This is a genomic window from Micromonospora sp. CNZ296, from assembly GCF_007827635.1.
In genome coordinates this window covers 310,602-337,328 of record NZ_VISW01000006.1, presented here as the reverse complement: position 1 = coordinate 337,328, position 26,727 = coordinate 310,602, and the positions used below count along the sequence as shown (strand labels likewise).

Below are 26,727 nucleotides of genomic sequence, written 5' to 3'. Positions count from 1 at the left end.
GCCGGGGCCGTGAGTGCAAGATCGCGGGAGGTCGGGGTGGGGGGCGGGGGCGGTCATGAGGTGCTCACCAGGAGGGCCGTGTCGGCGCCGCCGAAGGCGGCGTTGAGGGTCAGGGCGTGTTCGGTGCGCGCGGGGCGCGGGGCGTCGCGGATGACGTCCAGCGGGCACTGCGGGTCGGGGCCGAGCCAGCCGGCGGTGACCGGCAGCTTGCCGTGCCGCAGGGCCAGCACGGTGACCAGCAGTTCCAGCAACCCGGACGCCTCCAGCGCGTGCCCGTGCACCGACTTGGTGGAGCTGACCGGCAGCCGCCCGGCGTCCTCGCCGAACACCCGGGTCAGCGCCGCCGCCTCGGAGGCGTCGCTGAACGGGGTGCCGGTGGCGTTGGCGTTGACGTAACCGATCGCGTCCGGGGGCAGCCCGCCCCGGCGCAGCGCCGCCTCGACCGCCCGGGCCAGCCCGAGCCCGTCCGGGTGCGGCTGGCACGCGTGGTACGCGTCCCCCGCCCGGCCCCACCCGGCCACGCTCGCCAGCGTCTCGGCGCCCCGCCGGGCGGCGGCGCCCGCCGACTCCAGCACCACGGCGGCCACCCCGTCGCCCAGCAGCAGGCCCTTGCGCCCGGCGCTGAACGGGCGTACCGCGCCGTCGGCGGCGAGCGCCCGGCCGGCGTCGAAGAGCGCGTACTGGTCCGGTTCGACCAGGTAACCGGCCGCGACCACGACCCGCTCCAGGTGGCCCCGGCGGATCAGCGCCGCCGCGTCGGCGACCGCGCTGCTCGCCGACACGCACGCGGTGGTGTAGATCCGGGTACGCCCGCCGAGGCCGCACCGTGCGGCCAGGTGACCGGCGAGCGCCGGCACCGTCGGCTCGTCCCACCCCTGCGGTACGGGCAGCGAGTACGGCCCGCCGTGGGTGGCCAGGAACAGCGCCGACTCCGCCCGCCCGGCCCGGTCCAGTCCGGCGGCCCGGGCGGCGGTGTCGATCGCGTCGGTCAGCTCGCCGGCGAGCGTGCCGACGTCCGGCAGGGTGGCCGCCACCGTCACCCGGCGGCCGGTGGTGTCGAAACGGCGCACCGGCGCGAACGCCGGGGTGCCGGTGAGCACTCCGGCCAGCAGCGCGTCGGCGCCCCTGCCGAGGGCGCTGAGCGCGTAGGTGCCGGTGATCCGTACGGTCTCCCGCTCAGCCATCTGCGGGAGCGGTGAGAGAGCCACGGAACACCGCGAGCGCGTCGTCGACGGTGCGGATGCCGGCGAGTTCGTCGTCGCTCAGGTCCAGCCGGCGGTCGTAGCGCTGCTCGACCATGTGCACCAGCCAGGCCAGCTCCATCGAGCCGAGCCGGTCCGGCACCTGGTCGGCGGGTTTCGCGGTCAGTTCGGCGAGCATGCTCACCAGGTCAGCTCGCCCCAGGTCGGGCTGACCGGACATCAGGACTTGTCGCTGTTCGCGGCCACCCGGTCGGCGACCATCGTGGTGAACTCGCCGACCGTCATCAGCGCCAGCTTCTCCGACTCGTCGTCGGCGAACTTCACGGCGTAGCGGTCCTCGACGCGGACCGCCAGGTCGGCCAGGGCCAGCGACTCCAGGTCGACGCCGGAGGGGCCGAGCGTGGTGTCGTCGTCGAGCTCCTCCACGTCGTAGTTCATGTCGGCGAGCTGTTCGACGACGAAGGTGCGGACCTCGTCTCGCATGGGTTCAGACCTCTTCTCCGTGTACCGGCTGACGGTGCCCGGTCGGGACACCGTGTGCGTGTGAACCGGCGGGGTCGGGCGCGCGGGTGGCGCGTTGCCCGGCCGGTCCGGGGCGGGATTCGGGGTGGACCGGACGTCCGGTGGGCGTCCGGCGGGTGTGCGGCTCGTACAGCGGGCCGGTCACGACGCCGCATCCCGCAGCGCCGGGACGGACCGGACCAGCTTTCCGGTGGTGGTGCGGGGCATCTGGTCGAGCAGGCGCAGCGTGCGGGGACGCTTGAAGCCGGCCAGCCGCTCGGCGATCAGCTTGTCGAGCGTGTCCTCGGTCAGAGAGCGGTCGGTCTGGACGTACGCGGTGATGCCGTCGTCCCACACCACGACCGCGGCGACGACGCCGGGCAGGCCGGCGACCGTGGCCTCCACCTCGGTCAGGTCGACCTTCAAGCCGCCCACCGACACCTGCGAGTCCAGCCGGCCCTTGATGGTGACCAGGCCCGTGTCCGGGTCGACCACGCCGGCGTCGCGGGTGTGCAGCCAGCCGTCGGCCCACCGGGTCGGGTCGGCCAGTCCGACGTACGGGTTGGCCGGGCAGCTCACCCACAGCTCGCCGTCGCGCTCGCGTACCTCGATGCCCGGGGCGGGCGCGATGGCGGGCCGGTGCCGCCCGTACAGGTCGGTGCCGATGACGCCGACCTCGGTCATCCCGTACATGTTGCCCAGCGGGACGCCGTAGCGGCCGGTGAACGCGTCCGCCACGGCCGCGGGCACCAGCTCGCCGCCTGTGGTCATGCGCTTGAGCTGGGGCAGCGGCCCGGCCGGTGTGGTGGAGGCGAGCAGCCCGATGTGGAACGGGACGCCGAGCACAGTGGCCGGGGTGTCCTGGGCGGCGACGGCGGCGAGGATCGCGTCGCCGCTGAGCCGTTCCGGCGGGCACAGCTCGACGCCGGCGTGCAGCCCGTAGAGCAGGCCGCCGACCAGGCCGAGCACGTGCACCATGCTGGGGAGCAGGATGATCCGCTCGCCGGGCAGCGCGACGCCGTCGATGCGGGTGTAGCGGTGCACCTCGGCGACCAGGTCGGCGGCGGTGCGGCCGATCACCTTGGACGGTCCGGTGGAGCCGGAGCTGAGCTGGATCACCGCGTGCGGGCTGCCCGCCGGGCGGTCGGAGTACGCGCTGACCCCCGCGGTGACGTCGACGAAGATCCGCAGCGCGCCGCCGCCGGTTCGTACCGGGGCGACCACCACCTGCGGGCCGAGCCGGCGCAGCGCCTGGTCGACCTCGTGGTCGGTGAGCCGGTGGTCGAGCAGCACCGCCTGGGCGCCGGTACGCCAGGTGGCGAGCAGGTGCGCCACGTACGCCAGCGAGGGCGGCAGGCGCAGCGCGGCGGCGCCTCCGGCGCGCAGCCCGGCCCCGGCGAGCCGGTCCTGCGCCTCGCCGACGAGCCGGCGCAGCGTGCCCTTGTCGACCGGTTCGGGCAGGCGCAGGCAGACGTCGGTGTCGCGGCCGGTGAACAGGATGTCGTCCACCCAGTCCACCGTCGTCGAGGCAGGATCTTCCGCCACGGGATGTGCAGTCACGACCAGCCACCGTTCCACTGAGGAACTGGGCGGATCCGCCCAGCGGGTACGTCGTTCGGGGTATGGCGGAACCCTACGACGCCCCTCTTCTGCATCGCCAGATGCAAATGGCTAGATCCAAAACAGCGGCTGGGTGGATTGCTCAGGCTCGATCGGACAGGCAGGATCGGGGCCACGCCGGCAAGGTAGTCCGCCGGCCGCCGGATGCTGTCCTCCAGCTCAACCCGGCACCCACCCACCTGCCGGGCGGACGGCGTAGTCCGCGAGCGCGGGTGCGAGGGCGTCGAAGGCGACGTGCGCGTAGCCGGTGACGGCCCGCGCGATGTCGTCGTCGCCCTGCCCGGCGATGGTGCGGCGCATGGTCTCCTCGAACAGCAGCCGATGGATGCCGGCCAGCTGCGCGGCGGCGACCCGGGGCAGGATGTCGTCCTCGCGGCTCCCGGTCTCCTCGGCCAGGGCGGCGGCCAGGGCCTTCTCCCGGTCGTCGTGGAACTCGCGCAGACGGGTCACCAGCGCCGGACTGGCGGCGATCATCCGGGCGAACGCGGAACCGGAGAACCCGATGACCGGGTCGTGGGCGGCCACCGCCGCGAGGTAGGCGCGGCGCAGCGCCGCCAGCGCCGACTCGCCGGGCTCGCGCTCCCGGACGACGGTGGCCAGCTGCCGCACGAACTCGTCGTGCATGTCCAGCGCCAGATCCTCCTTCCGAGGGAAGTAGTTGGTGACGGTCATCTTGGACACCTGCGCGGCGGCGGCCACCTCGGCGATCGTCACGTTGTCGAAGCCACGTTCGAGGAACAGGCGGGTGGCCTGACCCGAGATGTTCTCCCTGGTCTGGCGCTTCTTCAAGGCCCGGAGGCCGGTGCTCTGCGCGGTCACGCCCCCCACCATACCTGGTACGAACCAAAAATTGTTCTTGACATGTTTTTAGGTTGGGCCTAACTTTAGGTCGTACCGGCGAACAGCCGGCACGGAAGGGAGCCCGACATGCCCGCCCACACCCGCGACATCGCCGCCGGCAAGCCCCGCCGCCCGCACCTCGCTCCGGCGCGCCGGCCGCACGTCCCCGTGGTCGCCCCCCGGCGCCAGCCCCGCCGGATCCCCGGCCGCCGCTGACCCGCCGCCCGTCCCGAGCCCCGCACCGTCCCGGAAGGAGCACGCCTCATGCTCGCCACCACCCCTGCAGCCGCCGGCCACACCACCGACGCGGTGGCCGCCTACCTCCGGACGATCGGACGAACGCCGCTGCTCACCGCCGAGCAGGAGACGCGCCTCGGCGCCCGAATCGAGGCCGGCGCCCTGGCGCAGCGGCGGTTGGACGACGACGGCGACCGGGTCGGCGCGGCCGAGCAGGACCGGCTGCGGCGACTCGTCGCCGACGGGCGTCGCGCCCGGCACCACATGATCGAAGCCAACCTCCGGCTGGTTGTCTCGGTCGCGAAACGGTACGCGCTCGCCGGCCGGCTGCCGCTGCTCGACCTGATTCAGGAAGGCACCATCGGCCTGATGCGGGCGGTCGAGAAGTTCGACCACCGGCGTGGACTGAAGTTCTCGACGTACGCGACCTGGTGGATCAAGCAGGCGATCGGCCGGGCCCTCACCGACCAGAGCCGCACAATCCGCCTGCCGGCGCACCTGGTCGAGGTGCTCAACCGGGTGAACCGGACCCGCCGCACGCTCGCGGGCGAACTCGACCGGGAGCCGACGCCCGCTGAGGTCGCCGCCCGGGTCGAGGTGCCCGCCGAAAAGGTGGAACTGCTGCTGCGGCACGACCGCGAGCCGGTCTCGCTGCACACGCCGGTCGCCGGGGCTGCCGGCACGACCGAGCTGGGCGACCTCCTCCCCGACGAGGCACCGGGCCCGGCCGGCGTCGTGGTGTCCTCCTGGCGGCGCCGCTACCTGGACGAGGTGCTCGGCACCCTGTCGGAGCGCGAGGCGGCCGTCATCTGCCAGCGGTACGGCCTCGACGACGACCGGCCGAGCACGCTCGACGAGATCGGCACGAGGATCGGGCTGACCCGGGAGCGGGTCCGCCAGATCGAGAGCCAGGCGCTGCGGAAGCTGCGCCACCCCACCCGCGCCCGCGTCCTGGCCGACCTGCACGCCTGAGCCGGCGTCAAGACCGCACACCGACCGTCCCACCAGGAGGCCGACCGATGACACCCGACCCCCGCACCGTCCACCCGCTGCCCGCCTTCGACCGCGTGGTGTTCCTCAAACCACTGGTGACGTCACCGAAGATCGTCGTGGGTGACTACACCTACTACGACGATCCTGACGACGCGACCGGCTTCGAGCACCGCAACGTCCTGTACGCCTATGGACCGGAACGGCTGGTCATCGGTAAGTACTGCGCGATCGCCTCCGGCACCCGATTCCTGATGGCCGGCGCGGCCCATCCCGGCATGGGCGTGTCCACGTACCCGTTCACCATGTTCGGCGGCGAGTGGGCCGAGCAGACCCTCGACATCGTCACCGCCATGCCGAGCCGCGGCGACACCGTCGTCGGGAACGACGTCTGGTTCGGCTTCGGATCCGTGGTCATGCCGGGCGTGCGGATCGGCGACGGCGCCGTCATCGCAACCGGCGCGGTGGTCACCGCCGACGTGCCGCCCTACACGATCGTCGGCGGCAATCCCGCCCGGCCGATCCGGCAACGCTTCGACGACGCCGACATCGTGCGGCTCCGCCACGCCGCCTGGTGGGACTGGCCCACCGGCCTCGTCACCGCGCACGCCCGCACGATCATGGCCGGCACACCCGCCGAGATCGCCCGGATCGCCGCCGAGCACGGCGTGGAACAGCCCGGGTGAGACCGCCGGCCGGCGACGCGCACCCCGGACGGCCGGGCCGCAGGGACGGATTCACCGGCGCCGGCACCGGGCACGGAGGTGCCCGGTGGACACCACCGGTCCGCCCCGAACGAGCGGAGGCGTCATGCGCTGGCAATACCTGGTCCTGCCCCTCGTGCTGATCCTGGTTCTCGTCGGGTTGCGGGTGTGGCTCCCCCGGCGCGCCTTCCGGGCCGGCCGCTCCCTCCGGCAGCGCATCGACGGACGCGACTGACCGGGCTTCGTCAGCCCTCCCCGGCCGGTGGGGGCGCGGCGCCGCGCAGCACCAGCGCGCTGTTGAACCCGTCGAAGCCGCGCGCGCCGACCAGCGCGATCCGGCTGCGGGGCGGGCGGGGCTGCCGCAGGAACGTCAGGTCGCAGCCGGGCGCCGGCTCGTCCGGGCCGGCCGAGGCGGGCAGCATCCCGCGCCGGAACGCCAGCAGCGCGGTGGCCGCGTCCAGCGCGGAACCGCCCTGGTGCGCCCGGCCGGTCAGCGGCTTCTGCGTGGTCACCGGCGGGGTCCGGTCGCCGAACACGGTACGCAGCGCCGCCGCCTCGGCCCGGTCGTGCGCGGGTACCCCGAGCGCGTCCGGCCAGATCACGTCCACGTCGTGCGGGCGTACCCCGGCGCGTTCCATCGCCAGGCGCATCGCGCGGGCGTAGTGGGCCGGGTCGGGGCCGGTGGCCGGGTCGGTGGGCGCGGCGTCGTGGGTGGCGGCCCAGCCGGTGATCTCCCCGTAGACGCGGGCGCCCCGGGCCAGCGCGTGGCCCAGTTCCTCCACCACGAAGACGGCGCCGCCCTCGGCCGGCACGTACCCGCTCGCCGCGACGTCGAACGGCCGGTACGCCCGCTCCGGGTCGGACACGTCGCTGAGCAGGCCGGAGCGGAGCTGGCAGGCCAGCGCGTACGGGCTCAGCGGGCACTCGGTCGCCCCGGCGATCACCACGGGGGTGCCCCGGCGGATGGTGCGCACCGCGTGCGCCAGGCTGTCCAGCCCGCCGGCCGACTCGGACACGGTCACCCCGGACGGCCCCTTGAACTGGTGGCGGATCGACAGCTGCCCGACGCTCGCGGCGTAGAACCAGGCGATCGACTGGTACGCCCCGACGGTGCGGCTCGGCCCGCCCCAGAGCCGTTGCAGTTCCCGCTGCCCGAACAGGTTGCCGCCCGACGAGCTGGCGAGCGTGACCGCCCACTGGTACGGGTCGGGCGACACCTCGGGCAGCCCGGCGTCGGCGAGCGCCAGCCCGGTGGCGGCGAAGCCCAGGTGGGTCCACCTGTCGGTCTGCACCCGCTGCCGGGTGTCGCTGAACCCGGCCGGGTCGAAGCCGGCCACCTCCCCGGCCACCCGGGTCGGGTAGCGCTCCGGGTCGAACAGCGTGATCGGCCCGGCGCGCCGGGTGCCGGCGAGCACTGTGTTCCAGTGCGCCTCGGCGCCGACGCCGCTGGGCGCGACCACGCCGATGCCCGTCACCACGGCCCGCGCGGTCACGGTGCCACCGCGAGCCGGCGGAACACCATCGCGGACTGGAATCCGCCGAATCCGCTGCCCACCGACAACGCCACGTCCACCGGCACCTCCCGGGCCTCGTTCGGCACGTAGTCCAGGTCGCACTCCGGGTCGCGGGTGGTCCAGTTCGCCGTCGGCGGCACCACGCCGTACTCGATGGCGAGCGCGCAGGCGGCCATCTCGATCGAGCCGATGGCGCCGAGCGAGTGGCCGACCATCGACTTGATCGAGCTGATCGGCACCCGGTACGCCGTCTCCCCCAGCGCCCGTTTGAACGCCGCAGTCTCGTGCCTGTCGTTCTGCCGGGTGCCGGAGCCGTGCGCGCTGACGTACGACACGGCCGTCGGGGCGAGCCGGGCCTGCCGCAGCGCGTCGCTGATCGCCACCGCCATCTCCGCGCCGTCCGGGCGCAGCCCGGTCATGTGGAAGCCGTTGCTGCGGCTGGCGTACCCGGCCACCTCGCAGTAGACGTGCGCGCCCCGGCGGCGGGCGTGCTCGGCCTCCTCCAGCACCAGCACCGCCGCGCCCTCGGCGAGGACGAACCCGTGCCGGTCGGCGTCGAACGGCCGGGAGGCGTGCTCCGGGTCGTCGTTGTCCGGGCTGGTCGCGCCGATCGCGTCGAACGAGGCGACGGTGACCGGGGAGATCGGCGAGTCGGCGGCGCCGGCGAGCACCACGTCGGCCTCGCCGTCGGCGACGAGCTGGTGGGCGTACCCGATGGCGTCGATGCCGGAGGTGCAGCCGGTGGAGATCACCTGCGCCGGGCCGTGCAGGCCGTGCCGGCAGGCCACGTCGGCGGCCAGGCTGCTGGGTACCAGCGCCTGGTAGAGGTACGGCCCACCGAGCGCGTGGTCGACCAGCCAGTGCCGGCCGGAGTCGCTGACCCGCACGTACTCCTGCTCCAGCGCCATGGTCCCGCCGACGGCGGTGCCGAGCACCACCCCGGCGCGTTCGCGCTGCGCGTCGGTGAGGGTGAGGCCGCTGTCCGCGAGCGCCTCGGCGGAGCAGGCGAGCGCGAACTGCACGTACCGGTCGGCACGCTGCCGTTCGGCGAGCGTGATCCCGGCGGCGTCCGGGTCGAAGTCGCACTCGGCGGCGATCTGCGACCGGAACGGCGACGGGTCGAAGAAGCTGATCCGCCGCGTCGCGGTGCGCCCCTCGGTGATCGTCTTCCAGAAGCGGTCCCGGGTGGCGCCGCCGGGTGCGACGACGCCGATGCCGGTGACCACTGTGCGCCGGCCGGTCACGACGGCTCCCGTGGCGGCGGTGCCGCGCTCTCGGTGTCGACGTGGCCGAGTTCCGGGCGCGGGGCGAGCGGTCCGAGGTGGAACACCACCTCGGCGGGCTCGTCGCCGGTGTTGCGCAGCCGGTGCCGCACGTCCTTCGGTACGTAGAGCGCCTCCCCGGCGGCCACCGGCACCGGCGTGTCGTCCAGGTCGACGGTGATCGCGCCGCGGGCGACGTAGAGGAACTCCTCGCTGTACGGGTGGTAGTGCTCGGCGATCCGCTCCCCCGGCGCGAGCGTGGCGACGCCCATGAATCCGGAGGTGCTGCCGACCGTCTTCGGGCCGAGCAGCACCCGCAGTTCCCCGCCGCGGCGGCGGTCGGCCGGTACGTCGTGGACGGAGACCCGGGCGGTGGTGGTGTCGGTCATCGCGCGCCTCCCGCGTGTGCCCGCTCGATCTTCTCCTTGATCACGGCGAGCTGGATCGTGCTGTTGGTGTTGATCCGGTTGGTCATGGCGGCGTTGTCGACCGGTGCGTCCGGCTTCATCGCGAAGTCCTGGGTCCAGGTCATCCGGGTGCCGGCGGGCGTCTCGTCGTAGCGCCAGTGGATGCGCATGTACTCGAACGGGCCGGTCTCGACGCGCCGGGCGTGCACCTCGCGGGTGGCCGGGTCGGCGGTGCGTTCGCTGACCCAGCTCCACGACACGCCGTTCTCGTCCGGGTGCATGGTGAGCCGGAAGCGCACGGTGTCGCCGTCGCGGTGCAGGATCTCCGCGGTGGCGTACTCGGTGAACAGGTCCGGCCACCCGGCCACGTCGTTGGTGATCTCCCAGACCAGCGGCAGCGGCGCGGCGATCTCCACGGCGTTCTCGGTGTGCCCGGGCGGGTCCGCCTTGCGGGCCACCAGGTCGGCGACGCCGGCGATGCTGAGCTGCCCGGCCTGTTCGGGGATCTTCACCCGCCACCTGTCGGCCACCACCGCCGACAGTTCGAGCAGCGCCAGGGAGTCCATGCCCAGTTCCTCCAGGCTCGCGGCGGGCGCGCCGGCGGCGGCGTCCGGGTCCAGGCCGCAGTGCGTGACCAGGATGTCGGTGATCTCGCGGGCGAGCGGGCGGTCGGGGGCGACGGTCATCGGTTCCTCCAGGTGGTCGGGCCGGCGGCGGGCACGGCGCTGACGGGGGTACGGCCGCCCGGCTCGGCCGCGCCGCGCGGGTCGGGCACGACGGCCCGCGCCGGGGACGCCTCGGCCGCGGCGTCGGCGGGCGGGGCGTCGGTGGGCGGCGCGTCGTCGGCGGGCGGGGCGAGCAGGCGTTCCACCAGGGCGGTGGTGTGCCGGGCGGCGCGGAACGCGGGGTCGCGCAGCACCCGGCGGGCGAACGGGATCGTGGTACGCACACCGGGACCGGCCACGTCGAACTCGGCCAGCGCCCGGTCGAGCCGGTCCAGCGCGGCGTCCCGGTCCGGCGCCCACACCGCCACCTTCGCCAGCAGCGAGTCGTAGTGCGGGCTGACCAGGTAACCGACGTGCCCGTGGGTGTCGACCCGGGTGAACGGGCCGCCCGGCGGCCGGAACCGCTCCAGCCGGCCCGGTGCGGGCGCGAAGTCGCGGTCCGGGTCCTCCACGTTGACCCGGCACTCGATCGCCACACCGTCCAGGCGTACGTCGGACTGGCGCAGCCGCAGCGGGGTGCCGAAGGCCACGTGCAGCTGTTCCTGCACCAGGTCGATGCCGGTGATCATCTCGGTGACCGGGTGTTCCACCTGGATCCGGCAGTTGATCTCCAGGAAGTGGCAGCGTTCGGCCTCGTCGACCAGGAACTCCACGGTGCCGGCGCCGGTGAAGCCGACCGACAGCGCGCCGCGCAGCGCCACCTCGGCGACGGTGTCCAGGGTGGCCTGCCGCAGCGCGGGCGCGGGCGCCTCCTCGATCAGCTTCTGGTGCCGGCGCTGCACCGAGCAGTCCCGGGTGCCCAGGTGCACGCCGTTGCCGTGGCCGTCGCAGAGCACCTGCACCTCGACGTGGCGGGCGTCGGCGAGGTACCGCTCGACGTACACCCGGTCGTCGCCGAACGCGACCTGGGCGGCGGCGCGGGTCCGGGCGTACGCGCGGGGCAGCTCGGCGGCCGAGCGCACCACTGTCATGCCGCGCCCGCCACCGCCCGCGGCGGCCTTCACGATCACCGGGTAGCCCACCTCGGCGGCCACCTCCTGCGCCTCGCCGACGGTGGGCAGCGTCCGGACGCTGCCCGGCGGCAGCGGCAGCCCGGCTGCGCTCATCAGCGCGCGGGCCGTCGACTTGTCCGCGAGCGCGGCCATCACCTGCGGCGGCGGGCCGACGAAGACCAGGCCGTTCTCGGCGCAGATCTCGGCGAAGTCGGCGTCCTCGGACAGGAAGCCGTAGCCGGGGTGGACCGCCTGCGCGCCGGTCTGCCGGGCGGCCTCCACGATCGCGGCCGCGTTGAGGTAGCTGCGGCGGCTGGCCGCCGGGCCGATCCGTACCGCCTCGTCGGCGAGCCGCACCGGCAGCGAGTCGGCGTCGGCGCTGGAGTGCACCACCACCGTGCGCACGCCGAGTTCCCGGCAGGCGCGCAGCACCCGCAGCGCGATCTCGCCCCGGTTGGCGATCAGCACCTTGTCGAACATCAGGAGTCCTGTCCGGTGACCGGTTCCAGGGCGATCAGCGGCTGGTCGTACTCGACGGGCTTGCCGTCGTCGACCAGCACCTCGACCACCCGTCCGGCCTGGCCGGCGGTCACCTCGTTCATCAGCTTCATGGCCTCGACGATGCCGACCACCTGGCCCGGGCGGACCATGTCGCCGACCGCGACGAACGGCATCGCCCCGGGTTCGGGGGCGCGGTAGAACGTGCCGACCACGGGCGAGCGCACGGCCGGCCGGTCGGTCGCCGGCGCGGCTCGCGCGGCCGGTTCGGCGGCCCGCGCGGGGAACGCCCCGGCCGGTTCGGCGGCGCGCGGCGCCGGGGGTGCCGGGTCGTGCCACTCGACCTCCAGCACCGACTCGCCGCTGCGCAGCCGCACCCGGCGCACCGGCCCGGCCAGGTCGGCGACGAGCTTGCGGGCCTGCCGGCGCAGCCCGTCGAGCACCTGCTCGGACTCGGCGTCGGCCATCACGCCACCTCCGCCCGGTCACCCGACGGCGAGGCCGGGAACGGGCCGGCTGCCGATCGGGCCGCGCCGAAGCGGCGGAACCGTTGCCGGCGGCGGCGGACCAGCGTGGCCGGGGGGACGGTGAGCAGCGGCGCGAGGTTCGCCGCGACCGCCCGGCGCAGCAGCTCGGCCGCGCCGCCCGGGTCGGCGTGCGCGGCCGGGCGCGGCTCCGGCACCAGCTCGTCGACCACGCCGAGGCGGCACAGGTCGGCGCCGGTGAGCCGCAGCGCGCGGGCCGCCTGCGGGGCGGCCGAGCTGTCCGGCCAGAGGATCGCGGCGCAGCCCTCCGGGCTGATCACCGAGTAGACGGCGTGCTCCAGCATGAGCACCCGGTCGGCGACCGCGAGCGCGAGCGCGCCGCCGCTGCCGCCCTCCCCGGTGACCACCGCCACCACCGGCGTGGGCAGCACGGTGAGCGCGAGGATGTTCTCCGCGATCGCCGCCGCCTGACCCTGCTGCTCGGCGCTCACCCCCGGGTCCGCGCCGGGCGTGTCCACGAGCGTCACCACCGGCAGCCGCAGCCGCGCCGCGAGGCGCATCAGCCGCAGCGCCTTGCGGTGCCCGGCCGGGCTGGCCATGCCGAAGTTGCGGGTCACCAGCTCGGCGGTGGTGTGCCCCTTCTGGTGACCGATCACCATCACCGGGCGGCCGTCCAGGCGGGCGATGCCGCCGACGACAGCCGGGCAGTCGGCGCCGAGCCGGTCGCCGTGCAGCTCCACGAACCCGTCGAACGCCGTTTCCAGGTAGTCCAGTGTGGTCGGACGACCCGGGTGCCGCGCCGTGCGTACCGTCTCCCAGGGGTCGCGGTCGGGCCGCGGGGTCGCGGTCGGCGCGGTGACCGGCGGGCGCGGCGCGGGCGGGTTCTCCGGCGCCCGGCGGCCCGCCTCGGCGGCGGCGAGCAGCGCCGCGAGCCGGCCCCGCAACGCGTGCCGGGGCACCACCATGTCCACCTGACCGTGCCGTAGGAGGTACTCGGCGGTCTGGAAGCCCTCCGGCAGCGTGGCGCCGGTGACCTGGCGGATCACCCGGGGCCCGGCGAAGCCCAGCCGGGCGCCGCTCTCGGCCAGCACCAGGTCGGTGTTGGTGGCGAAGGAGGCGGCCACCCCGCCGTACGTGGGGTCGGTGACCACGCTGACAGTGAGCAGGCCCGCCTCCCGCATCCCCGCGAGCGCCTGGCTGACGGTGGCCATCTGCATCAGCGACAGCGCGCCCTCCTGCATCCGCGCGCCGCCGGACGCGGTCACCAGCACCAGCGGGATGCCGTCGGCGAGCGCCCGCTCGGCGGTCCGGGTGATCAGCTCACCGACCGCGCAGCCGAGGCTGCCGCCGAGGAAGCGGAAGTCCATCACCGCCAGCGCGACCGGGTGCCCGCCGAGCCGGGCGGTGCCGCACAGCACCGCCTCGTCCAGGCCGGTCGCCGCGCGGGCCGCGCCGAGCCGGTGCGGGTACGGCAGCTCGTCGACGAACTCGATCGGGTCGACGCGTACCGCCCGGTCCGGCAGCGGGACGAACGAGTCCGGGTCGGCCAGCTGCGCCACCCGGTCCGGCGCGTCCAGCCGGGCGTGTGACCCGCACTCCGGGCAGACGTCCAGGTTGCGGCGCAGCCGCTTGCGGTAGAGCAGCGACGCGCATCCGTCGCACCTCGACCAGAGCTGCTCGTCGCGCGGGGCGGTCGTGGTCACTGTGGCCGCCCGGCGGTGTCGTACCGGTGGGCCGGCGCGTCGTAGCGGTAGAAGCAGTGCGCCATCGCGTCGCGCGGCGAACGCCAGGTCGGCAGGTACGGCGAGATGTACGGCCGCAGCCGCTCGCTGATCCGGATGAACTCCGGATGCCCACGGTTGTCCTCGACCGCGCCCTGCGCGGGCGTCTCCGTCTCCAGCAGATGGACGTAGAGGTCGTGCAGCCGGTACAGCGAGCGGTGCCGGACCCCGACCAGGCCGGGCAGCTCGGTCGCGTCGGACTCGGCGAAGATCTCGGCCACCCGGTCCTCGGCCGTCGGCACCACCTTGGCGACGATGAGCGAACGGTCCATTCGCGCCTCCTGCACGTCCCGGTGCGCGGCGAACCGGTCGCGCCGCACGGATTGCCACACGGTCGCGCCGGCGGCGTCTACCGGGCGTCAACCGGGCCCCATCGCGCCACAAACATGGTGACGCTGCGTTGACGCAAGCTGTGCGTGAGCTATGGGAAGATCGCTTTCCGGTTTCCGGTTGACGACACTTCTTCGCAGATCACAGGCGTATTACCGAGCCCACTACGGACAGTCAGGTGACCGACCGACCGTTGACTGAGAGTAACAGGCGTTGATATTCTGCGTCTCGGTCAGCCCGGCCACGGTGGAGCTTCCCGCCGTGGCGGAGGCGTTCCGACACCGGCGTCGCGGCGGCGGTCCGGGCAACGCGAAACGGTCGGGACGAGGGTTCCGGTGCTGGGGGGTGCGCCGTGTCGGGTGGATCGAGAATGCCGACGGCGGGCGAACCCGCCCCACGGGTGTCACTGCACCTGCTGGGCGGCTTCCAGCTGCTGCACGACGACACCCCCGTGGTCGTACCCCGGGGGTTGCAGCGCGTCATCGCCCTGATCGGCCTGCGCCCGGCCGCGACCCGCAGCCACCTCGCCGGGCTGCTGTGGCCCGAGACGCCTGAGGAGCGGGCGCTGTCGTCGCTGCGGACCGCGCTGTGGCGGCTGCGGCAGGATCCGTGCTGCCCGCTGCGCACCGACGGCGACACCGTCCGGCTCGGACCGACCGTCCGCCTCGACGTTGACGACCTGGTGGAGACCGCGGCGCTGGTCCGCGAGGGCGCCGTCCCGCGCGGCGCCGCCGGCGCCGGACGCCACGACCTGCTCCCCGGCTGGTACGACGACTGGGTGCTGCTGGAACGCGAACGGCTGCGCCAGCTGCGCCTGCACATGCTGGAGGAACTCGCCGGCAACCACCTCACCGCCGGGCGGCACGGCGAGGCGCTGGAGGCGGCGCTGGAGGCGATGGCCGCCGAACCGCTGCGGGAGACCCCGCACCGCCTGGTGGTCCGCATCCACCTGGCCGAGGGCAACGCGTTCGAGGCGGTCCACTCCTTCTACGTCTACCGCGATCTGCTCCTGCGCGAACTGCGCCTGGAACCGTCCCCGGCGATGACCGCGCTGCTCGACGACACCCTGGCGCCGATCCGCCGGGCCACCCGCCCGGACCCGCAGCCGCCGCGCCGCACGGACCGGACCGCGAAACCGGCGCCGCGCGCCCCCACCTCGCCGTCGCCACCACCATCAAAGCCCCGGGGTACGCGGTGACGGCGAGGTGACAGCGCGACCGGCACCGTGAACCCAGCACCGCGGCGGCGAGAGGGGTCACGATGAGTCGACTGTTGGTGGTCAGCCGGATCGTGCCGGGCGCACAGGGACGGGTGGCGCAGATCTTCGCCGAGGCCGACGCCACCGAACTCCCCCACCTCACCGGCGTTCGGCACCGGTCGCTGTACTACCTGCACGACCTGTGCGTCCATCTGATGGAGACCGTCGACGTCGCCCCCGGGCTGACCGCGGAACTGCGCGACAACCCGCTCTACGAGCAGGTGAACAAGCGGCTCTCCGCGCACACCTCCCCGTACCTGCCGACCTGGCACTCCCCCCGCGACGCCGTGGCCGGCTGCTTCTACAGCTGGGACGCCGCCGACGTGCCTGCGCCCGACCGGATCCACTGACCGGCCACGGGCGACGGACGGGGCGCCCCGGAACCACGCACGGCACCCAGGTTCCGGGGCGTCTCCCTGCTCCGCGAGGCCGCTCGATACCGGCCTCCGGCACACGCTCGGTCATGCTGCGGCCACCGGCCGACACCGCCGGTCCCACCGTCGTGGCCCGGCCCCGGGCTGCCTGTCGTGCGCCGCGCGCGTGTGCGAAGCTGCCCCGAGTCTTTCGCCACCGTCGTGCACGTACATAGAAGGAGGTTGGCCATGCCGTCGAGCTTCGGGCAGTGGCTGTTCGTGATACTGGCCCTGCTCATCGGATTCGGCGTCGGCTGGGTGGTCGTCGGCCGTCGCCGGTCCGGCGCCCCGGCGACGCCCACGGTGGAGACCGCACCCGAGGTGACCGCCACCGTCGACGAGCCGCGCCCGGTCGCTGTGGTCGACGAGCCCCCGGCGACCGCCACGGTGGCCGAGCAGCCCGCGCCCACCGAGACGGCGACCACCGAGCCGGCCGTCGCCACCGCCGCCCGTACCGCAGACGAGCCGGAGGCGTCGTCGGTCGTCGCCGAGCCGGTGTCCTCGCCGGCCGTGTCCGAGCCCGCCGTGTCCGAGCCCGCCGCGTCTGAGCCGGTCGCCGCCGAGCCGGTGGCGTCCCCCGCCGAGCCGGTTGCGGCGCCAGTGGCCGAGGCCGAGCCGGTCGCCGTGGACCGTCCGGCGGACGAGCCGGTGCCGTCCTCCGCGTCGGTCGCTGCGGACGAGCCCGCCGCCCCGGCCTCCACCGATGTGGACGAGCCGGCCGCTTCTCCGGCGCTCGTCGCCGAGTCGGAGCCCTTCGCGGCGGAGCCGGAGCGCGCCCCCGTCGCCGTTCCGGCGCAGTCGACGCCCGCCGACGAGCCGGAGGTGCCGGCGACGACGTCGTCGGCCGATTCGGCCGCTGCCGAGGCGGTGCCCTCGCCGGTCGACGCCGCCGCGACGGCCGAGACCGCCGAGCCGGTGGAGACCGCCGAGCCCGTCCCCGCCGTGCCGGCCGTGGTGCCCGCGCCGCGGGCCTCGGTCGAGAACGACGTGCCGGCGGACGCGGCCGGGGACGCGGCGGACGACTTCCGGCGGATCCAGGGCATCGGGCCGAAGCTGGCCGCCGCCCTCCAGGACGCCGGGATCCGCACCTACCGGCAGCTCGCCGAGCTGGACGAGGCCGCGCTGCGGCAGACCGTGAAGGCCGCCGGGCTGCGCGCGGCGCCCGGGCTGGCCACCTGGCCGCAGCAGGCCAAGGTGCTGGCGGGTGCTTCCGCCGACGTCGACCGGGTGCTGCCGGCGAGCGCCGAGTAGACAGTCCTCCACATTCCGGGCCGGTGGTGACGATGGTCGCCACCGGCCCGGTGCCTTTCCCCACCCCGTCACCTCCCCGACCTCGCGGCCCGCCCCGCCAGTACGCCGAGGTGGTCGCATCAGCACCCCGCCGACCCCGCCACAACCCCGAACTGGCGGCCGCTCCACCAGCACCAGCACCAGCACCCGACGTGGTGACATCGCCACCTCCATCACCCCCGCCCGGGCCGGTATGCCGGAAAAGTGACCGCGTGCGGGCGGGCATGACTACGGTCGGTGAAGGGCCGGGACGGCCCGCCGCGCGTACCGCCACCCGCAGGAGCATCTCGTGCCCACCGCAGCGCCGGAGCCCGCCGGCCGGCGACCGCCGGTCCGCGATCCGGAGGCGCCGCGCCGGGTCACGCTGCTCGAACTCTTCTTCGACCTGGTCTACGTGGTCGCGCTCGCGTTGATCTCGCGCAACCTGATCAGCTCCGTGTCCTGGGAACGGGCCGCCGAGTCCCTGGTCATGCTGATGGCGATCTGGTGGACCTGGGCGATCACCACGCTGGTCACCGACATCTACGACCCGCAGCGCACCGAGATCAAGCTGCTGATCGTGGCGGTGATGTTCGGCGCGCTGCTGATGACCACCGCCATCCCGGAGGCGTTCGGCACCCGGGGGCTGGTGTTCGCCGGCACGTACGTGGCGATCCATCTCGGACGCGGCCTGTTCCTCATGCCCGCCGTACGGCGGCACCCGCAGAGCAACCGCCGGGCCCTGCGCATCTTCGCCTGGTTCGCCGTGTCGGCGGTGCCCTGGCTGGTCGGCGCGCTGGCCGCGCACGGCACCGCCCGGTTGTGGTTCTGGGCCGGCGCCCTGGCCATCGACTACCTGGGGTTCCGTCTGGCGTACCCGGTGCCGGGTCTGGGCGCGGTGCCGGAGTCCCAGCGCAACGTGACCGCCGAGCACCTGTCCGAGCGGTACCAGCAGTTCTTCATCATCGCGCTCGGCGACGCCGTGCTGGTCGCCGGCACCGTGTTCAGCCTGCACCACTCCGAGGTGGAGAACCTGGCCGCGTTCGCCACCGCGTTCGCCACCACGCTGCTGCTCTGGCGCATCTACGTGCACAAGTCCGGTGAGCTGCTGCCGCACGCCATCGCCCGGGCGGCTCAGCCGAGCCGGTTCCTCAACACCGCGCCGTACACCCATCTGCTGATGGTGGCCGGAGTGGTGACCACCGCGGCGGGCTTCGACCTGGTCCTGCTGGAGCCGACCGGCCACACGCCGCCGGCCTGGCTGGCGGTGATCCTCGGCGGGCCGGCGCTGTTCCTGATCGGCCGGGGCGCCTTCGAGTACGAGGTGTTCAGCCGGGTGTCGGCGTCCCGGCCCGGCGGGATACTGGCACTGCTCACGATCGCCCCGGCCGGGTTGTTCCTCGCCCCGGTCTACGCCTCCGCCGGGGCGATGCTGGTGCTGGCCGGGGTCGCTTGCGCCGACTACCGCCGCAGCCGGGGCCGCCCGCCGGAGGAGCCGATGCCACCGCACTGAGGTAATCGGAATCGGCCGTGCCGGTACCTGTGCGCCGTTTGGCGGATCACCCGCACGGGGTACAAGGCCTCCACCTCGAATCCACCACGACCCCAGTGGAGGCAACTGATGCGCGGCACCTCGATAGTCGGCGTCCTGGTCGTCATCTGGCTCATCATCGGCGCCATCGCCGCCGGTCAGCGCGGCTACTACGGCAACGACGAAACCAACTGTGCGGAGGCGGGCACGATCCTGGTCACGATCGTGGCCGGCCCGCTGAACTACATCGGCGCCAACCCGAAGGTGGACTGCAAGCTCCCCGAGCCGTCGAAGTAGGCGGGCCACCCCCGTACTCCCCTTCCGGCCCGCGCCCGCCCGGCGAGCGCGGGCCGTTCCGTGCCCGCGGCGCGGACCGTCACCACCCCTGGGGCGTCCTAGGAGGCTGGGTTTCGCCTGGTTTGCCGCCGGAACCGGTGGGAACGGCAGCGGTTCGCCGACGACGGAACGGAGAACCGGGCATGCGGATCGGCTACAAGCTCGCCTCGGAGGCGTTCGGGCCCCAGGAACTCATCCGGCAGGCGGTCCGGGCCGAGGAGGCCGGTTTCGACTTCGTCGAGATGAGCGACCACTACCACCCCTGGCTGGAGGTGCAGGGGCACTCCTGCTTCACCTGGAGCGCGCTCGGCGCGATCGCCGCCCGCACCACCCGCATCGGCCTCGCCACCGGCGTCACCTGCCCGTCGGTCCGCTACCACCCGGCGATCGTCGCGCAGGCCGCCGCCACCATGGCGCTGATCTCCGACGGGCGGTTCACGCTCGGGGTGGGTGCCGGCGAGCGGCTCAACGAACACGTCGTCGGGCAGGGCTTCCCCAGTGTCCGGGGGCGGCACGAGCGGCTGCGCGAGGCGCTGGAGATCATCCGGCTGCTCTGGCAGGGTGGCTACCGCTCGTACGGCGGCCGGCATCTCCAACTGGAGGACGCCCGGATCTGGGACCTGCCCGAGCAGCCGCCGGTGATCGCCGTGGCCGCGAGCGGCCGGGAGTCGGCCGGTCTCGCGGCCGAGCTGGGCACCGGCCTGTTCGCCACCGAGCCGAAGTCGTCGATCGTCGACCAGTACCGCAACGCCGGCGGCCAGGGCCCGCGCTACGCCGAGGTGCCGATGGCCTGGGCCACCGACGAGGAGTCGGCGGTCCGTGCGGCCCGGGAGACCAGCCGCTGGGCGATCACCGGCTGGAAGGTGATGAGCGAGCTGCCCAACCCGGTGAACTTCGACGCCGCCACCGCCTGGGTCGAGGACCACCACATCCGGCAGCAGTTCTCCGTCGGCCCGGACGCCGCTCCGCACGTGGAGAAGGCGCGCACGTACGTCGAGGCCGGCTTCGACCACATCGTGCTCCAGAACGCCGGGCCGGACCCGGACGGCTTCCTGGACTTCTGCGCCCGCGACCTGCTCGCCCGCGTCCGCGCGCTCGGCTAGCGCTCCGCGCTCCCCCCGCGCTCGGCCGGCCCGCGCACCTCAGCCGCCGACGTGGATGCCGGGGCGGCGGGTCGGGTCCGGCTCGGACTTGCGGATGATCTCCCGTACCACCGGCGGGGTGTCGCCCCGGCCGAGGATGAGGTAGCGCAGCAGGTGCGCGATCGGGTTCCCCTCGGACCACTCGAAGTGGCAGTGCGGGCGCACCCCCGTCGCGTCCCGCAACGCCAGCAGGATCGCGGCTATCGCGTTCGGCGCGGCCGGGCTGCTGGTACGCAGGATCCGGTAGCCGCCGGACTCCACCCCGTGCACCCGCAGCACCTGGCTGAACTGGGACGGGTCGCTCACGTCGATCTCCAGGAACAGCACGTCGGCGGCGCCCGGCACCGGGTTCATCGACCGTTGCGCCCGTTCCTTGACCCGGTACTCCTTCACCGACCCGCTCTGCCGCTTGTTGGCGATCAGGTGCAGCCGCCCGTCCCGGGCCACCGACTCGTCGACGAAGCGGCGGGCCGGCTCGTCGAACTCGATCCGCTCGGCGCGCAGCTCGGTGGTCCGGGTGACCCGGGAGATCAGCGACACCGCGACGATCCCGGCGATGAAGAACCCGGAGATGGTGATGCCGTCGGGCTTGGCCACCACGTTCTCCACCAGCGCGTACAGCAGCACGGCGGTGAGCAGCGCGAACCCGGCCGCGGCGGCACGGCTGCGGGCGCGCAGCGCCGCGATGGTCACCGCTATCGCGCCGGAGACCATCATCGCGAGGATGCCCGTGGCGTACGCGCCGGCCTGGGCGTTCACGTCGGCGGAGAAGGCGATCGTGATGGCGATGCTGATCGCGGTGTAGACCAGCACCACCGGGCGCACCGCCCGCCCCCACTCCGGCGCCATGCCGTACGACGGCAGGTAGCGGGGCACGATGTTGATCAGCCCGGCCATCGCCGACGCGCCGGCGAACCAGAGGATGAGCACGCTGCTGATGTCGTAGACGGTGCCGAACGCCTCGCCGAGGTGCTCGTGGGCGAGGAACGCCAGCGCCCGGCCGTTCGCCGGCCCGCCGGGCTCGAACGCCTCGGGCGGGATCAGCACGGTGGTCACGAATGTGGTGGCGATCAGGTAGACCGACATGATCAGCGCGGCGGCGGTGAGCAGCCGGCGGGTGTTGCGGATCCGGGCGTCCAGCCGCCGCTGCGCGTCCTCTCCCTCGCCGCGCACCAGCGGCATCATGCTCACCCCGGTCTCGAACCCGGACAGGCCGAGCACCAGCAGCGGGAACGCGAGGACGCTCGTGGCCAGGACGTCGCCGGGTCCGCCGGTGCCGGCCAGCCGTCCGGTCCAGTCGCCGAGCAGGCCCGGGTCGGCGACGACCTCGGCCACGCCGACGACCACCACCACCGCGTTCAACGCCAGGAACGCCGCCACCAGCGGGATGGCGACCTGCACGGCCTCGCTGAACCCGAGCAGGAACACGCCTCCGAGCACGAGCAGCAGCGCCACGGTGACCAGCACCGCCGCCGTGCCGCCGTGCCGGAACGACGCGGGCAGGACCGGGTTCTCCAGCAGGTGCACGCTGGCGTCGGCGGCGGAGAGCGTGATCGTGATGATCCACGAGGTGGCGACGAAGCCCAGCAGCACCAGCACGAAGACCTTGCCGCGCCAGAACGGCAACAGCCGCTCCAGCATGGCCACCGAGCCCTGCCCGTGCGGGCTCTCCCGGGCCACCCGGCGGTACATCGGCAGCATCCCGAGCAGCGTCAGCGCCACGATCAGCAACGTGGCCAGCGGGCTGAGCGCGCCGGCCGCCACGGCGGCGATGCCGGGCAGGTAGGACAGCGTGGAGAAGTAGTCGACGCCGGTCAGGCACATCACCTGCCACCACGGGTGGGACCGGGTCTGGTGCTCGCGGATTTCCGGTCCGACCGGCTCGACCCGGTGCGCGAACAACCACCGGTGCAGCCGGCCCGCCGGTGCCGCCGGCCGCGTCGGGGCCGCCACCCGTTCCGGCAGCTCCGGCACGGCACGGCCGGCCCGCTCGGCGTGGTCGCCGTGCCGACCGGCCCGGGCCGCCGCGGCCGCGTGCGCCTCCCGGCGCCGCTCCCGCGTACGCCTGGGCTGTTCCGGCTCCCCCGCCTGCCCCATCTGCTCCCCTTCGTCCCTATGAAGACGGTAGGGGTTGTCCCGGGTGCGGCCCGGCCGAACCGGTCAAAGATCCGGTCCGCGGGCCAGCGCGTCGCGCACCGCCGCCGGGTCGGCCACTGTGACGGTGACCGCCGGGTGCCTCAGCCAAGGGCCGGGGGCCAGCGCCGGCACCGGCTCGGCGAAGCGCAGGCAGAGCCCGCCGGCCACGCTGGCGCCGAAGGTCACCCCGCCGTCGGCCGCCGACAGGTGCGGGCCGATCGCCCGCCACCAGCGGTACGGCCCGCTCAGCTCGGCCCCGGTCACGTTGCCCGGCGTGGTGCGCAGCAGCCACGGCCCGAACCGGACGACGAGCGCGTCCGGGCCCCAGTCGAGCCAGGCCGTGGCGGGCCGTACCCCGAGCAGCGCCAGCGGCAGCCGGAACGCCGGGTCGAAACGGAACGGGAAGCGGCGGACCGGGCCCGGCGGGAGCGCCCCGGGACCGGCCGGTTCGTCTGGCGGCACGGCGGCGACGTACCCGGTGCGGCGGCCTCGACACCCGCGGGCGGCGTTCCCGCGTCCCGCGCCCGGACGGCGGGACGCGGGAACCCCCCGTCCCGGCTACTGCAGGAACGCCCCGAGGGGCGACAGCAGCAGCCGGCCGAGCAGCGCGGCGTTGTCGTCCAGCCGCATCCGCTCACACTCGCGGGCGTCCGGGTCGTGCCGGCAGCGCCAGATCTTCTGCGCGTTGCGCCAGGCCACGTTCCGGGTGTACTCCACCAGTTCGCCCTGGTACCAGTCGTCGATGTCGCCGTTGACCATGTCGATCATGAGCTGCCAGTTGTCCAGGTAGCCTCGGCGCAGCTCCGGGATCCGCTCGGCGAAGATCTTGTTGATCTCCAGGTAGTCGCGGTGCTGGTCGCTGCCGTCGATCGGCTCCGACTCCAGGCTGTCGAACGTGGTCACCAGCGCGAACGGCAGGTCGTAGTTGATGTGCGCGTTGACGCCGGCGGCGGCCGACGGCAACGGCCGGGCGTCCGGGCCGCGCATCCGCTTGAACAGACACGACCACGCCTTCGGGGTGCTCGGGCTTGAGTCGCTCCAGAACCGCAGCGCCTCGAAGTAGCGGGCCGCGAACTCCACATCGAGCCGAGCCAGGAACGCCGGGTCGCAGAACCGGTCGTCGTACAGGCCGTCGAGCACGGTGCTGGTGATGACCAGGTAGAGCTTGTTGAAGTCGGCGAGCGGGCAGCTCTCCTCCAGCGGCGGCAGCCGGACCAGCAGATCCTGCAACTTGGTCAGATGGTCCACGACCGCCGGCACGTCGGCGGGGTGGTCGGCGAGCAAGCCGACGATGTCCTGGTGCACAGGACCCCAGACCGGTTCGGTCATCTCTCCTCCACAACGGCCGGCGCCCCCACGACGCCACCACCCCTGTTCCGCGGCACAGCCTGCCAGCCGCCGTCCACACCGCGGATCCGTCGAACGACGTATTGCCGACGTACGCCTACTCCGCGCCGTTGCGCAGGAAGATGGCGCTGGCCTGCACCCGCGTGCGTACCTGGAGCTTGTCGAAGATGTGCGAGACGTGGACGCCGATGGTCCGCTCGCTGATGAACAGCCGCTGCCCGATCTCCCGGTTGGTCAGTCCCTCGGCGACGGCGGCGAGCACCTCACGCTCCCGCGCGGTGAGCGTCGCCAGCTCGTCCACCGCCGGCCCGGCGGGCGCCGCCGCCCGCTGCCGGGGCACCGGAGCGGGGTCCGGCGCGGCGTCCAGTGCCACCCGGGCCCGCGAGGCGATGGTACGGATCTCCGCGGTCAGCGGCACCGCGCCGAGCGACTGGGCCATCGCGTACGCCCGGTGCAGCAGCTTGCCGGCGGTGGCCACCCGGCTGCGGCGGGCCAGCAGCGCCTCGGCCTGCCGCAACCGGGAGTACGCGGCCGGGTAGGGGTGGTTGCGCCGGTCCCACTCGAGCGCGGAACGCTCCCACAGCGCCGGGTCGCCGCGGCCGTCGTCGAGCCGGCTCAGCTCGGCGTCGCAGAGCGCCAGGAAGCCCTCGGCGACGTACCGCACCGGTGCGCCCGCCTTCGCGCTCTTGCCGGTCACCCGGTCGACCACCTCGCGCAGCCGGCGTACCGCGTTCGGGTCCACCTCGATCGTGCGGCTGGCCGCCGCCTCGGCCTCCGCGCGCAGCCCGTGCCAGGCCAGTGTGGCCAGCACGATCACGTCGTCGGAGCGGCTCTCGGTCAGGCCCCGCTGCACCGCCTGCCGGGCCAGGTCGTGCCGGCCCTGCCACATGGCCAGGCCGGCCCGCAGGATGAGCATCGGCAGCACGTGCCGGGCGCCGCCGCCGGCCAGCACCGTCGCCACCGCCTCCAGGCCGCGGTCGGACGCCTCGACGTCGCCGTACCCGACGGAGAGCCGGCACCGCGCCAGCAGCAGCTCGACCGCGTCGGCCCCGGACGGGCGGTGCCGCAGCGCGGCCGCGACGACCTTCTCCGCCTCGGCCCACTGCCCCACCCGGAACAGCCCGTTCGTCGCCACCGCCAGCAGCCGGGTCTCCCAGGTGCGGCCGAGCCCCAGCTCGGCGACCCGGTCGGCGCCCCGCCGGGCCACCACCACCCCCTCCTCGAGGATGTTCAGCGGCCCGGTGAGCAGCTCGGCCAGGTGCAGGTACGCGCAGGCCACGTCCTCCGGACGGCCGGACCGCTCGGCGGTCTCCAGCGCCTGGCGCATCACCGCCAGCCCGGCAGCCGGATCCTCCAGGAACGCCTCGCTGAACCCGAGCGCGGCGCTGGCCATCACCACCTCGGAGGTGGTGCCGGGAACGTCGGCGGCGAGCGCGAGGGCCTCCCGGGCCTGGTCGCCGGCCTCGGCGTAGCGGCCCAGGTGCAGCAACAGCTCGGCCAGCCGGGCGGCGGCCGTGCACCGCTCCTGCGGCGTGCAGTCGGGCGAGTCCAGCACCCGCCAGTACTCCTGCTCGGCGGGTGCCGACCGGCCGGCTGCGGCCAGGTAGCGGGCCCGGCGGATGCGCAGCGCGCAGACCGGCGGGCCGGACGGGTCGTCGGCCAGCTCCTCCAGCAGCGTCAGGGCGCGGGCGTGCTCCCCGCTGTGGTGCGCGGCCTCGGCGGCGTGGCTGAGCAGCTCGGCCCGGTCCACCTCGACCGGCTCGGGCCGTGCCCCGTCGGGCGGGACGGAGGCCGGCTCGGTGGCCAGGGTCAGCGCGGCGGACCAGTGGCGGTGCGCCTCGGCGTACCCGTGCAGTCGTTCCGCCTCGCGGGCGGCCGCCATCGCCGCGGGCAGCGCCCGGGCCGGCTCGCCCGCGTGCCGCCAGTGGTGGGCCAGCCGGGCCTGGTGCAGCTCGGCCGGTACGGCGGTGAGCGCCTCGGCGTAGCGGCGGTGCAGTGCGGCCCGCTCGGCTGGCAGCAGTTCGTGGGCCAGGACCTCGGCGACCAGCCGGTGCCGCAGCCGGTAGCCGTCGTCGGCGCCGACCAGCAGGCGGTGTGCGACCGCCTCGCGGACGGCGTCGAGCAGTTCCTCCTCGGGCAGCCGCACCACCTGGGCCAGCAGCCAGTGCTCGACCGGCTCGACGCCGACCGCCACCGCGTGCACCACCGCGTGCGCCGGCTGGGGCAGCGCGTCGACCCGGTCGAGGAACACCTCGCGCAGCGTGTCGGAGAGGCCGTCGCGGCCGTCGCGCCGGTCGCGGGCCAGTTCCTCCACCACGAACGGGTTGCCGCCGCTGCGCTGCCAGAGCTGGTCGGCGGCCTCGGGCGGCAGCGGCGCGCCGACCACGGCGGCGGCCAGTTCGTCGGTGGCGGATCGGTCCAGCGGCAGCAGGTCGATCACCCGCACCGAGCGCAGCCGGCGCAGCTCGGTGAGCACCCGGCGCAGCGGGTGCGCGCCGCGCAGCGACTCGGCCCGGATCGCGGCCAGCACGGAGAGCTGGAGGTCGCCGAGGCCGGCCAGCAGGTAGAGCAGGAGCTGCCGGGTGCTGCGGTCGACCCACTGCAGATCGTCGAGGACGAGCACCAGCGGCCGTCCGCCGGCCACCACGTGCAGGCCCTGGGCGACGCGTTCCAGCAGCGCGCCGGCGCCGTCCGGGCCGGGGGTCTCCTCGTCGAAGACCTGCAACACCCCGCGGATCGCCGACGTGGTGCGCGCCTGCGCCTGCTCGGCGTCGAGCCGGCGCAGCGCCTGCCGTACCGGGTGCAGCGGCGAGGCGTCTCCGATGTCGAGGCAGGTGCCGGTGAGCACCAGGGCGCCGGTCTGCCGCAGTTGCTCTCCGACCTCGGTCAGCAGGCGGGTCTTGCCCACCCCGCTCTCTCCGGTGAGGAACACCGCGCCGGTCTGCCCGGGCCGTAGGTCGTCGAAGAGCGCCGACCGCAGCGTCGCCATGGTCCCGGTACGGCCGACGAGCGGTGCCGTGTCCACGTCGCTGGCCATGGGACGCAGCCTAGTCACAGGTCCCCGCACCGTTCTACGGCCTCGGGGCCGGACTCGTACCTCTCGCGTCGACTACACGACTAATGGTTGCGGGTGCCCGACATACGTCGTCCTACAGATCCCCCGACAACCCGGTGGTGAAAGTCTGCTGAGGTCGTCGGGCACCACGA

At 74.3% G+C, this 26,727-nt stretch carries 27 protein-coding genes; 10 read left to right on the top strand and 17 right to left on the bottom strand.

Translation table 11 applies throughout. The features are described from left to right. Nucleotides 1–53: 53 nt before the first annotated feature. From FB455_RS13380 to FB455_RS13360, 5 genes are all read right to left on the bottom strand, one after another. The gene (locus FB455_RS13380) at nt 54–1,184 is read right to left on the bottom strand and encodes a beta-ketoacyl-[acyl-carrier-protein] synthase family protein (protein ID WP_013286637.1); all 1,131 of its coding nucleotides are present in this window, start codon (nt 1,182–1,184) and stop codon (nt 54–56) included. After that, nucleotides 1,177–1,422, bottom strand: coding sequence for a hypothetical protein (locus tag FB455_RS13375; protein WP_013286638.1), 246 nt, complete (start codon nt 1,420–1,422; stop codon nt 1,177–1,179). Before FB455_RS13375 ends, FB455_RS13380 begins: the two co-directional genes overlap by 8 nt. Continuing rightward, nucleotides 1,422–1,685 (bottom strand): acyl carrier protein, encoded by a 264-nt coding sequence (locus tag FB455_RS13370; protein ID WP_013286639.1) that lies wholly within the window; start codon nt 1,683–1,685, stop codon nt 1,422–1,424. Before FB455_RS13370 ends, FB455_RS13375 begins: the two co-directional genes overlap by 1 nt. Nucleotides 1,686–1,865: 180 nt before the next feature. Then, a complete protein-coding gene (locus FB455_RS13365) occupies nt 1,866–3,263 on the bottom strand; it encodes a class I adenylate-forming enzyme family protein (RefSeq protein ID WP_049794881.1) in 1,398 nt (465 codons plus the stop codon). A 219-nt stretch (nt 3,264–3,482) separates the two neighbouring features. Continuing rightward, the gene (locus tag FB455_RS13360) at nt 3,483–4,142 is read right to left on the bottom strand and encodes a TetR/AcrR family transcriptional regulator (RefSeq protein WP_145753546.1); all 660 of its coding nucleotides are present in this window, start codon (nt 4,140–4,142) and stop codon (nt 3,483–3,485) included. 108 nt (nt 4,143–4,250) lie between these two features. On the opposite strand from FB455_RS13360, the gene FB455_RS34760 reads away from it, so the two are divergent. The 4 genes from FB455_RS34760 (at nt 4,251) to FB455_RS34755 (ending at nt 6,329) form a co-directional block, all read left to right on the top strand. After that, the gene (locus FB455_RS34760; protein WP_013286642.1) at nt 4,251–4,379 is read left to right on the top strand and encodes a hypothetical protein; all 129 of its coding nucleotides are present in this window, start codon (nt 4,251–4,253) and stop codon (nt 4,377–4,379) included. Between the two features lie 48 nt (nt 4,380–4,427). Beyond that, on the top strand, nt 4,428–5,372 hold the full coding sequence (locus tag FB455_RS13355) for a sigma-70 family RNA polymerase sigma factor (protein ID WP_013286643.1): 945 nt from the start codon (nt 4,428–4,430) through the stop codon (nt 5,370–5,372). 47 nt (nt 5,373–5,419) lie between these two features. Further along, entirely contained in the window at nt 5,420–6,076 is a 657-nt protein-coding gene (locus tag FB455_RS13350; protein ID WP_013286644.1) for a CatB-related O-acetyltransferase, read from the top strand. A 124-nt stretch (nt 6,077–6,200) separates the two neighbouring features. Beyond that, on the top strand, nt 6,201–6,329 hold the full coding sequence (locus FB455_RS34755; RefSeq protein ID WP_263643350.1) for a hypothetical protein: 129 nt from the start codon (nt 6,201–6,203) through the stop codon (nt 6,327–6,329). Between the two features lie 10 nt (nt 6,330–6,339). On the opposite strand, the gene FB455_RS13345 is transcribed toward FB455_RS34755, so the two are convergent. From FB455_RS13345 to FB455_RS13310, 8 genes are read right to left on the bottom strand one after another with little or no spacing between them, the layout of a single operon-like run. Beyond that, nucleotides 6,340–7,587, bottom strand: coding sequence for a beta-ketoacyl synthase N-terminal-like domain-containing protein (locus FB455_RS13345; protein ID WP_030268677.1), 1,248 nt, complete (start codon nt 7,585–7,587; stop codon nt 6,340–6,342). Beyond that, a complete protein-coding gene (locus tag FB455_RS13340) occupies nt 7,584–8,852 on the bottom strand; it encodes a beta-ketoacyl-[acyl-carrier-protein] synthase family protein (protein WP_013286647.1) in 1,269 nt (422 codons plus the stop codon). The genes FB455_RS13345 and FB455_RS13340 overlap by 4 nt, the downstream gene beginning before the upstream one ends. Next, nucleotides 8,849–9,259, bottom strand: a complete 411-nt coding sequence (locus FB455_RS13335) for a cupin domain-containing protein (RefSeq protein ID WP_013286648.1) — start codon at nt 9,257–9,259, stop codon at nt 8,849–8,851. Before FB455_RS13335 ends, FB455_RS13340 begins: the two co-directional genes overlap by 4 nt. Continuing rightward, nucleotides 9,256–9,963: an SRPBCC family protein gene (locus tag FB455_RS13330; protein WP_030268674.1), complete on the bottom strand. Its 708-nt coding sequence runs from the start codon at nt 9,961–9,963 to the stop codon at nt 9,256–9,258. Before FB455_RS13330 ends, FB455_RS13335 begins: the two co-directional genes overlap by 4 nt. After that, nucleotides 9,960–11,474: an acetyl-CoA carboxylase biotin carboxylase subunit gene (locus FB455_RS13325; protein ID WP_013286650.1), complete on the bottom strand. Its 1,515-nt coding sequence runs from the start codon at nt 11,472–11,474 to the stop codon at nt 9,960–9,962. The genes FB455_RS13330 and FB455_RS13325 overlap by 4 nt, the downstream gene beginning before the upstream one ends. Then, a complete protein-coding gene (accB, locus tag FB455_RS13320; RefSeq protein ID WP_013286651.1) occupies nt 11,474–11,959 on the bottom strand; it encodes an acetyl-CoA carboxylase biotin carboxyl carrier protein in 486 nt (161 codons plus the stop codon). Before accB ends, FB455_RS13325 begins: the two co-directional genes overlap by 1 nt. Then, nucleotides 11,959–13,680, bottom strand: coding sequence for an acetyl-CoA carboxylase carboxyl transferase subunit (locus FB455_RS13315; RefSeq protein ID WP_013286652.1), 1,722 nt, complete (start codon nt 13,678–13,680; stop codon nt 11,959–11,961). Before FB455_RS13315 ends, accB begins: the two co-directional genes overlap by 1 nt. Next, entirely contained in the window at nt 13,677–14,030 is a 354-nt protein-coding gene (locus FB455_RS13310) for a TcmI family type II polyketide cyclase (protein WP_013286653.1), read from the bottom strand. The genes FB455_RS13315 and FB455_RS13310 overlap by 4 nt, the downstream gene beginning before the upstream one ends. 410 nt (nt 14,031–14,440) lie before the next feature. Here FB455_RS13310 and FB455_RS13305 point away from each other — a divergent pair, with 410 nt between their 5' ends. The 6 genes from FB455_RS13305 (at nt 14,441) to FB455_RS13280 (ending at nt 19,998) form a co-directional block, all read left to right on the top strand. Further along, nucleotides 14,441–15,286, top strand: coding sequence for an AfsR/SARP family transcriptional regulator (locus tag FB455_RS13305; RefSeq protein ID WP_052166117.1), 846 nt, complete (start codon nt 14,441–14,443; stop codon nt 15,284–15,286). 62 nt (nt 15,287–15,348) lie between these two features. Beyond that, on the top strand, nt 15,349–15,696 hold the full coding sequence (locus FB455_RS13300) for a TcmI family type II polyketide cyclase (RefSeq protein WP_013286655.1): 348 nt from the start codon (nt 15,349–15,351) through the stop codon (nt 15,694–15,696). 252 nt (nt 15,697–15,948) lie between these two features. Continuing rightward, nucleotides 15,949–17,010, top strand: coding sequence for a helix-hairpin-helix domain-containing protein (locus FB455_RS13295; RefSeq protein ID WP_145753542.1), 1,062 nt, complete (start codon nt 15,949–15,951; stop codon nt 17,008–17,010). 328 nt (nt 17,011–17,338) lie between these two features. Beyond that, nucleotides 17,339–18,541 carry a low temperature requirement protein A gene (locus tag FB455_RS13290; protein WP_030268666.1) on the top strand — a complete coding sequence of 401 codons (1,203 nt, stop codon included), beginning with the start codon at nt 17,339–17,341 and terminating at the stop codon, nt 18,539–18,541. Between the two features lie 108 nt (nt 18,542–18,649). Next, entirely contained in the window at nt 18,650–18,856 is a 207-nt protein-coding gene (locus tag FB455_RS13285; RefSeq protein WP_013286658.1) for a hypothetical protein, read from the top strand. A gap of 182 nt (nt 18,857–19,038) precedes the next feature. After that, nucleotides 19,039–19,998, top strand: coding sequence for a TIGR03557 family F420-dependent LLM class oxidoreductase (locus FB455_RS13280; protein WP_013286660.1), 960 nt, complete (start codon nt 19,039–19,041; stop codon nt 19,996–19,998). Nucleotides 19,999–20,037: 39 nt separating this feature from the next. Here FB455_RS13280 and FB455_RS13275 read toward each other — a convergent pair whose 3' ends face one another. From FB455_RS13275 to FB455_RS13260, 4 genes are all read right to left on the bottom strand, one after another. Then, entirely contained in the window at nt 20,038–22,134 is a 2,097-nt protein-coding gene (locus FB455_RS13275) for an APC family permease (RefSeq protein ID WP_036310118.1), read from the bottom strand. 63 nt (nt 22,135–22,197) lie between these two features. Continuing rightward, nucleotides 22,198–22,635 (bottom strand): hypothetical protein, encoded by a 438-nt coding sequence (locus FB455_RS13270; RefSeq protein WP_013476554.1) that lies wholly within the window; start codon nt 22,633–22,635, stop codon nt 22,198–22,200. Nucleotides 22,636–22,731: 96 nt separating this feature from the next. Beyond that, nucleotides 22,732–23,502, bottom strand: a complete 771-nt coding sequence (locus tag FB455_RS13265) for a DUF5995 family protein (protein WP_013476553.1) — start codon at nt 23,500–23,502, stop codon at nt 22,732–22,734. A 115-nt stretch (nt 23,503–23,617) separates the two neighbouring features. Then, nucleotides 23,618–26,557, bottom strand: a complete 2,940-nt coding sequence (locus FB455_RS13260) for a helix-turn-helix transcriptional regulator (RefSeq protein ID WP_145753539.1) — start codon at nt 26,555–26,557, stop codon at nt 23,618–23,620. Nucleotides 26,558–26,727 lie beyond the last annotated feature (170 nt).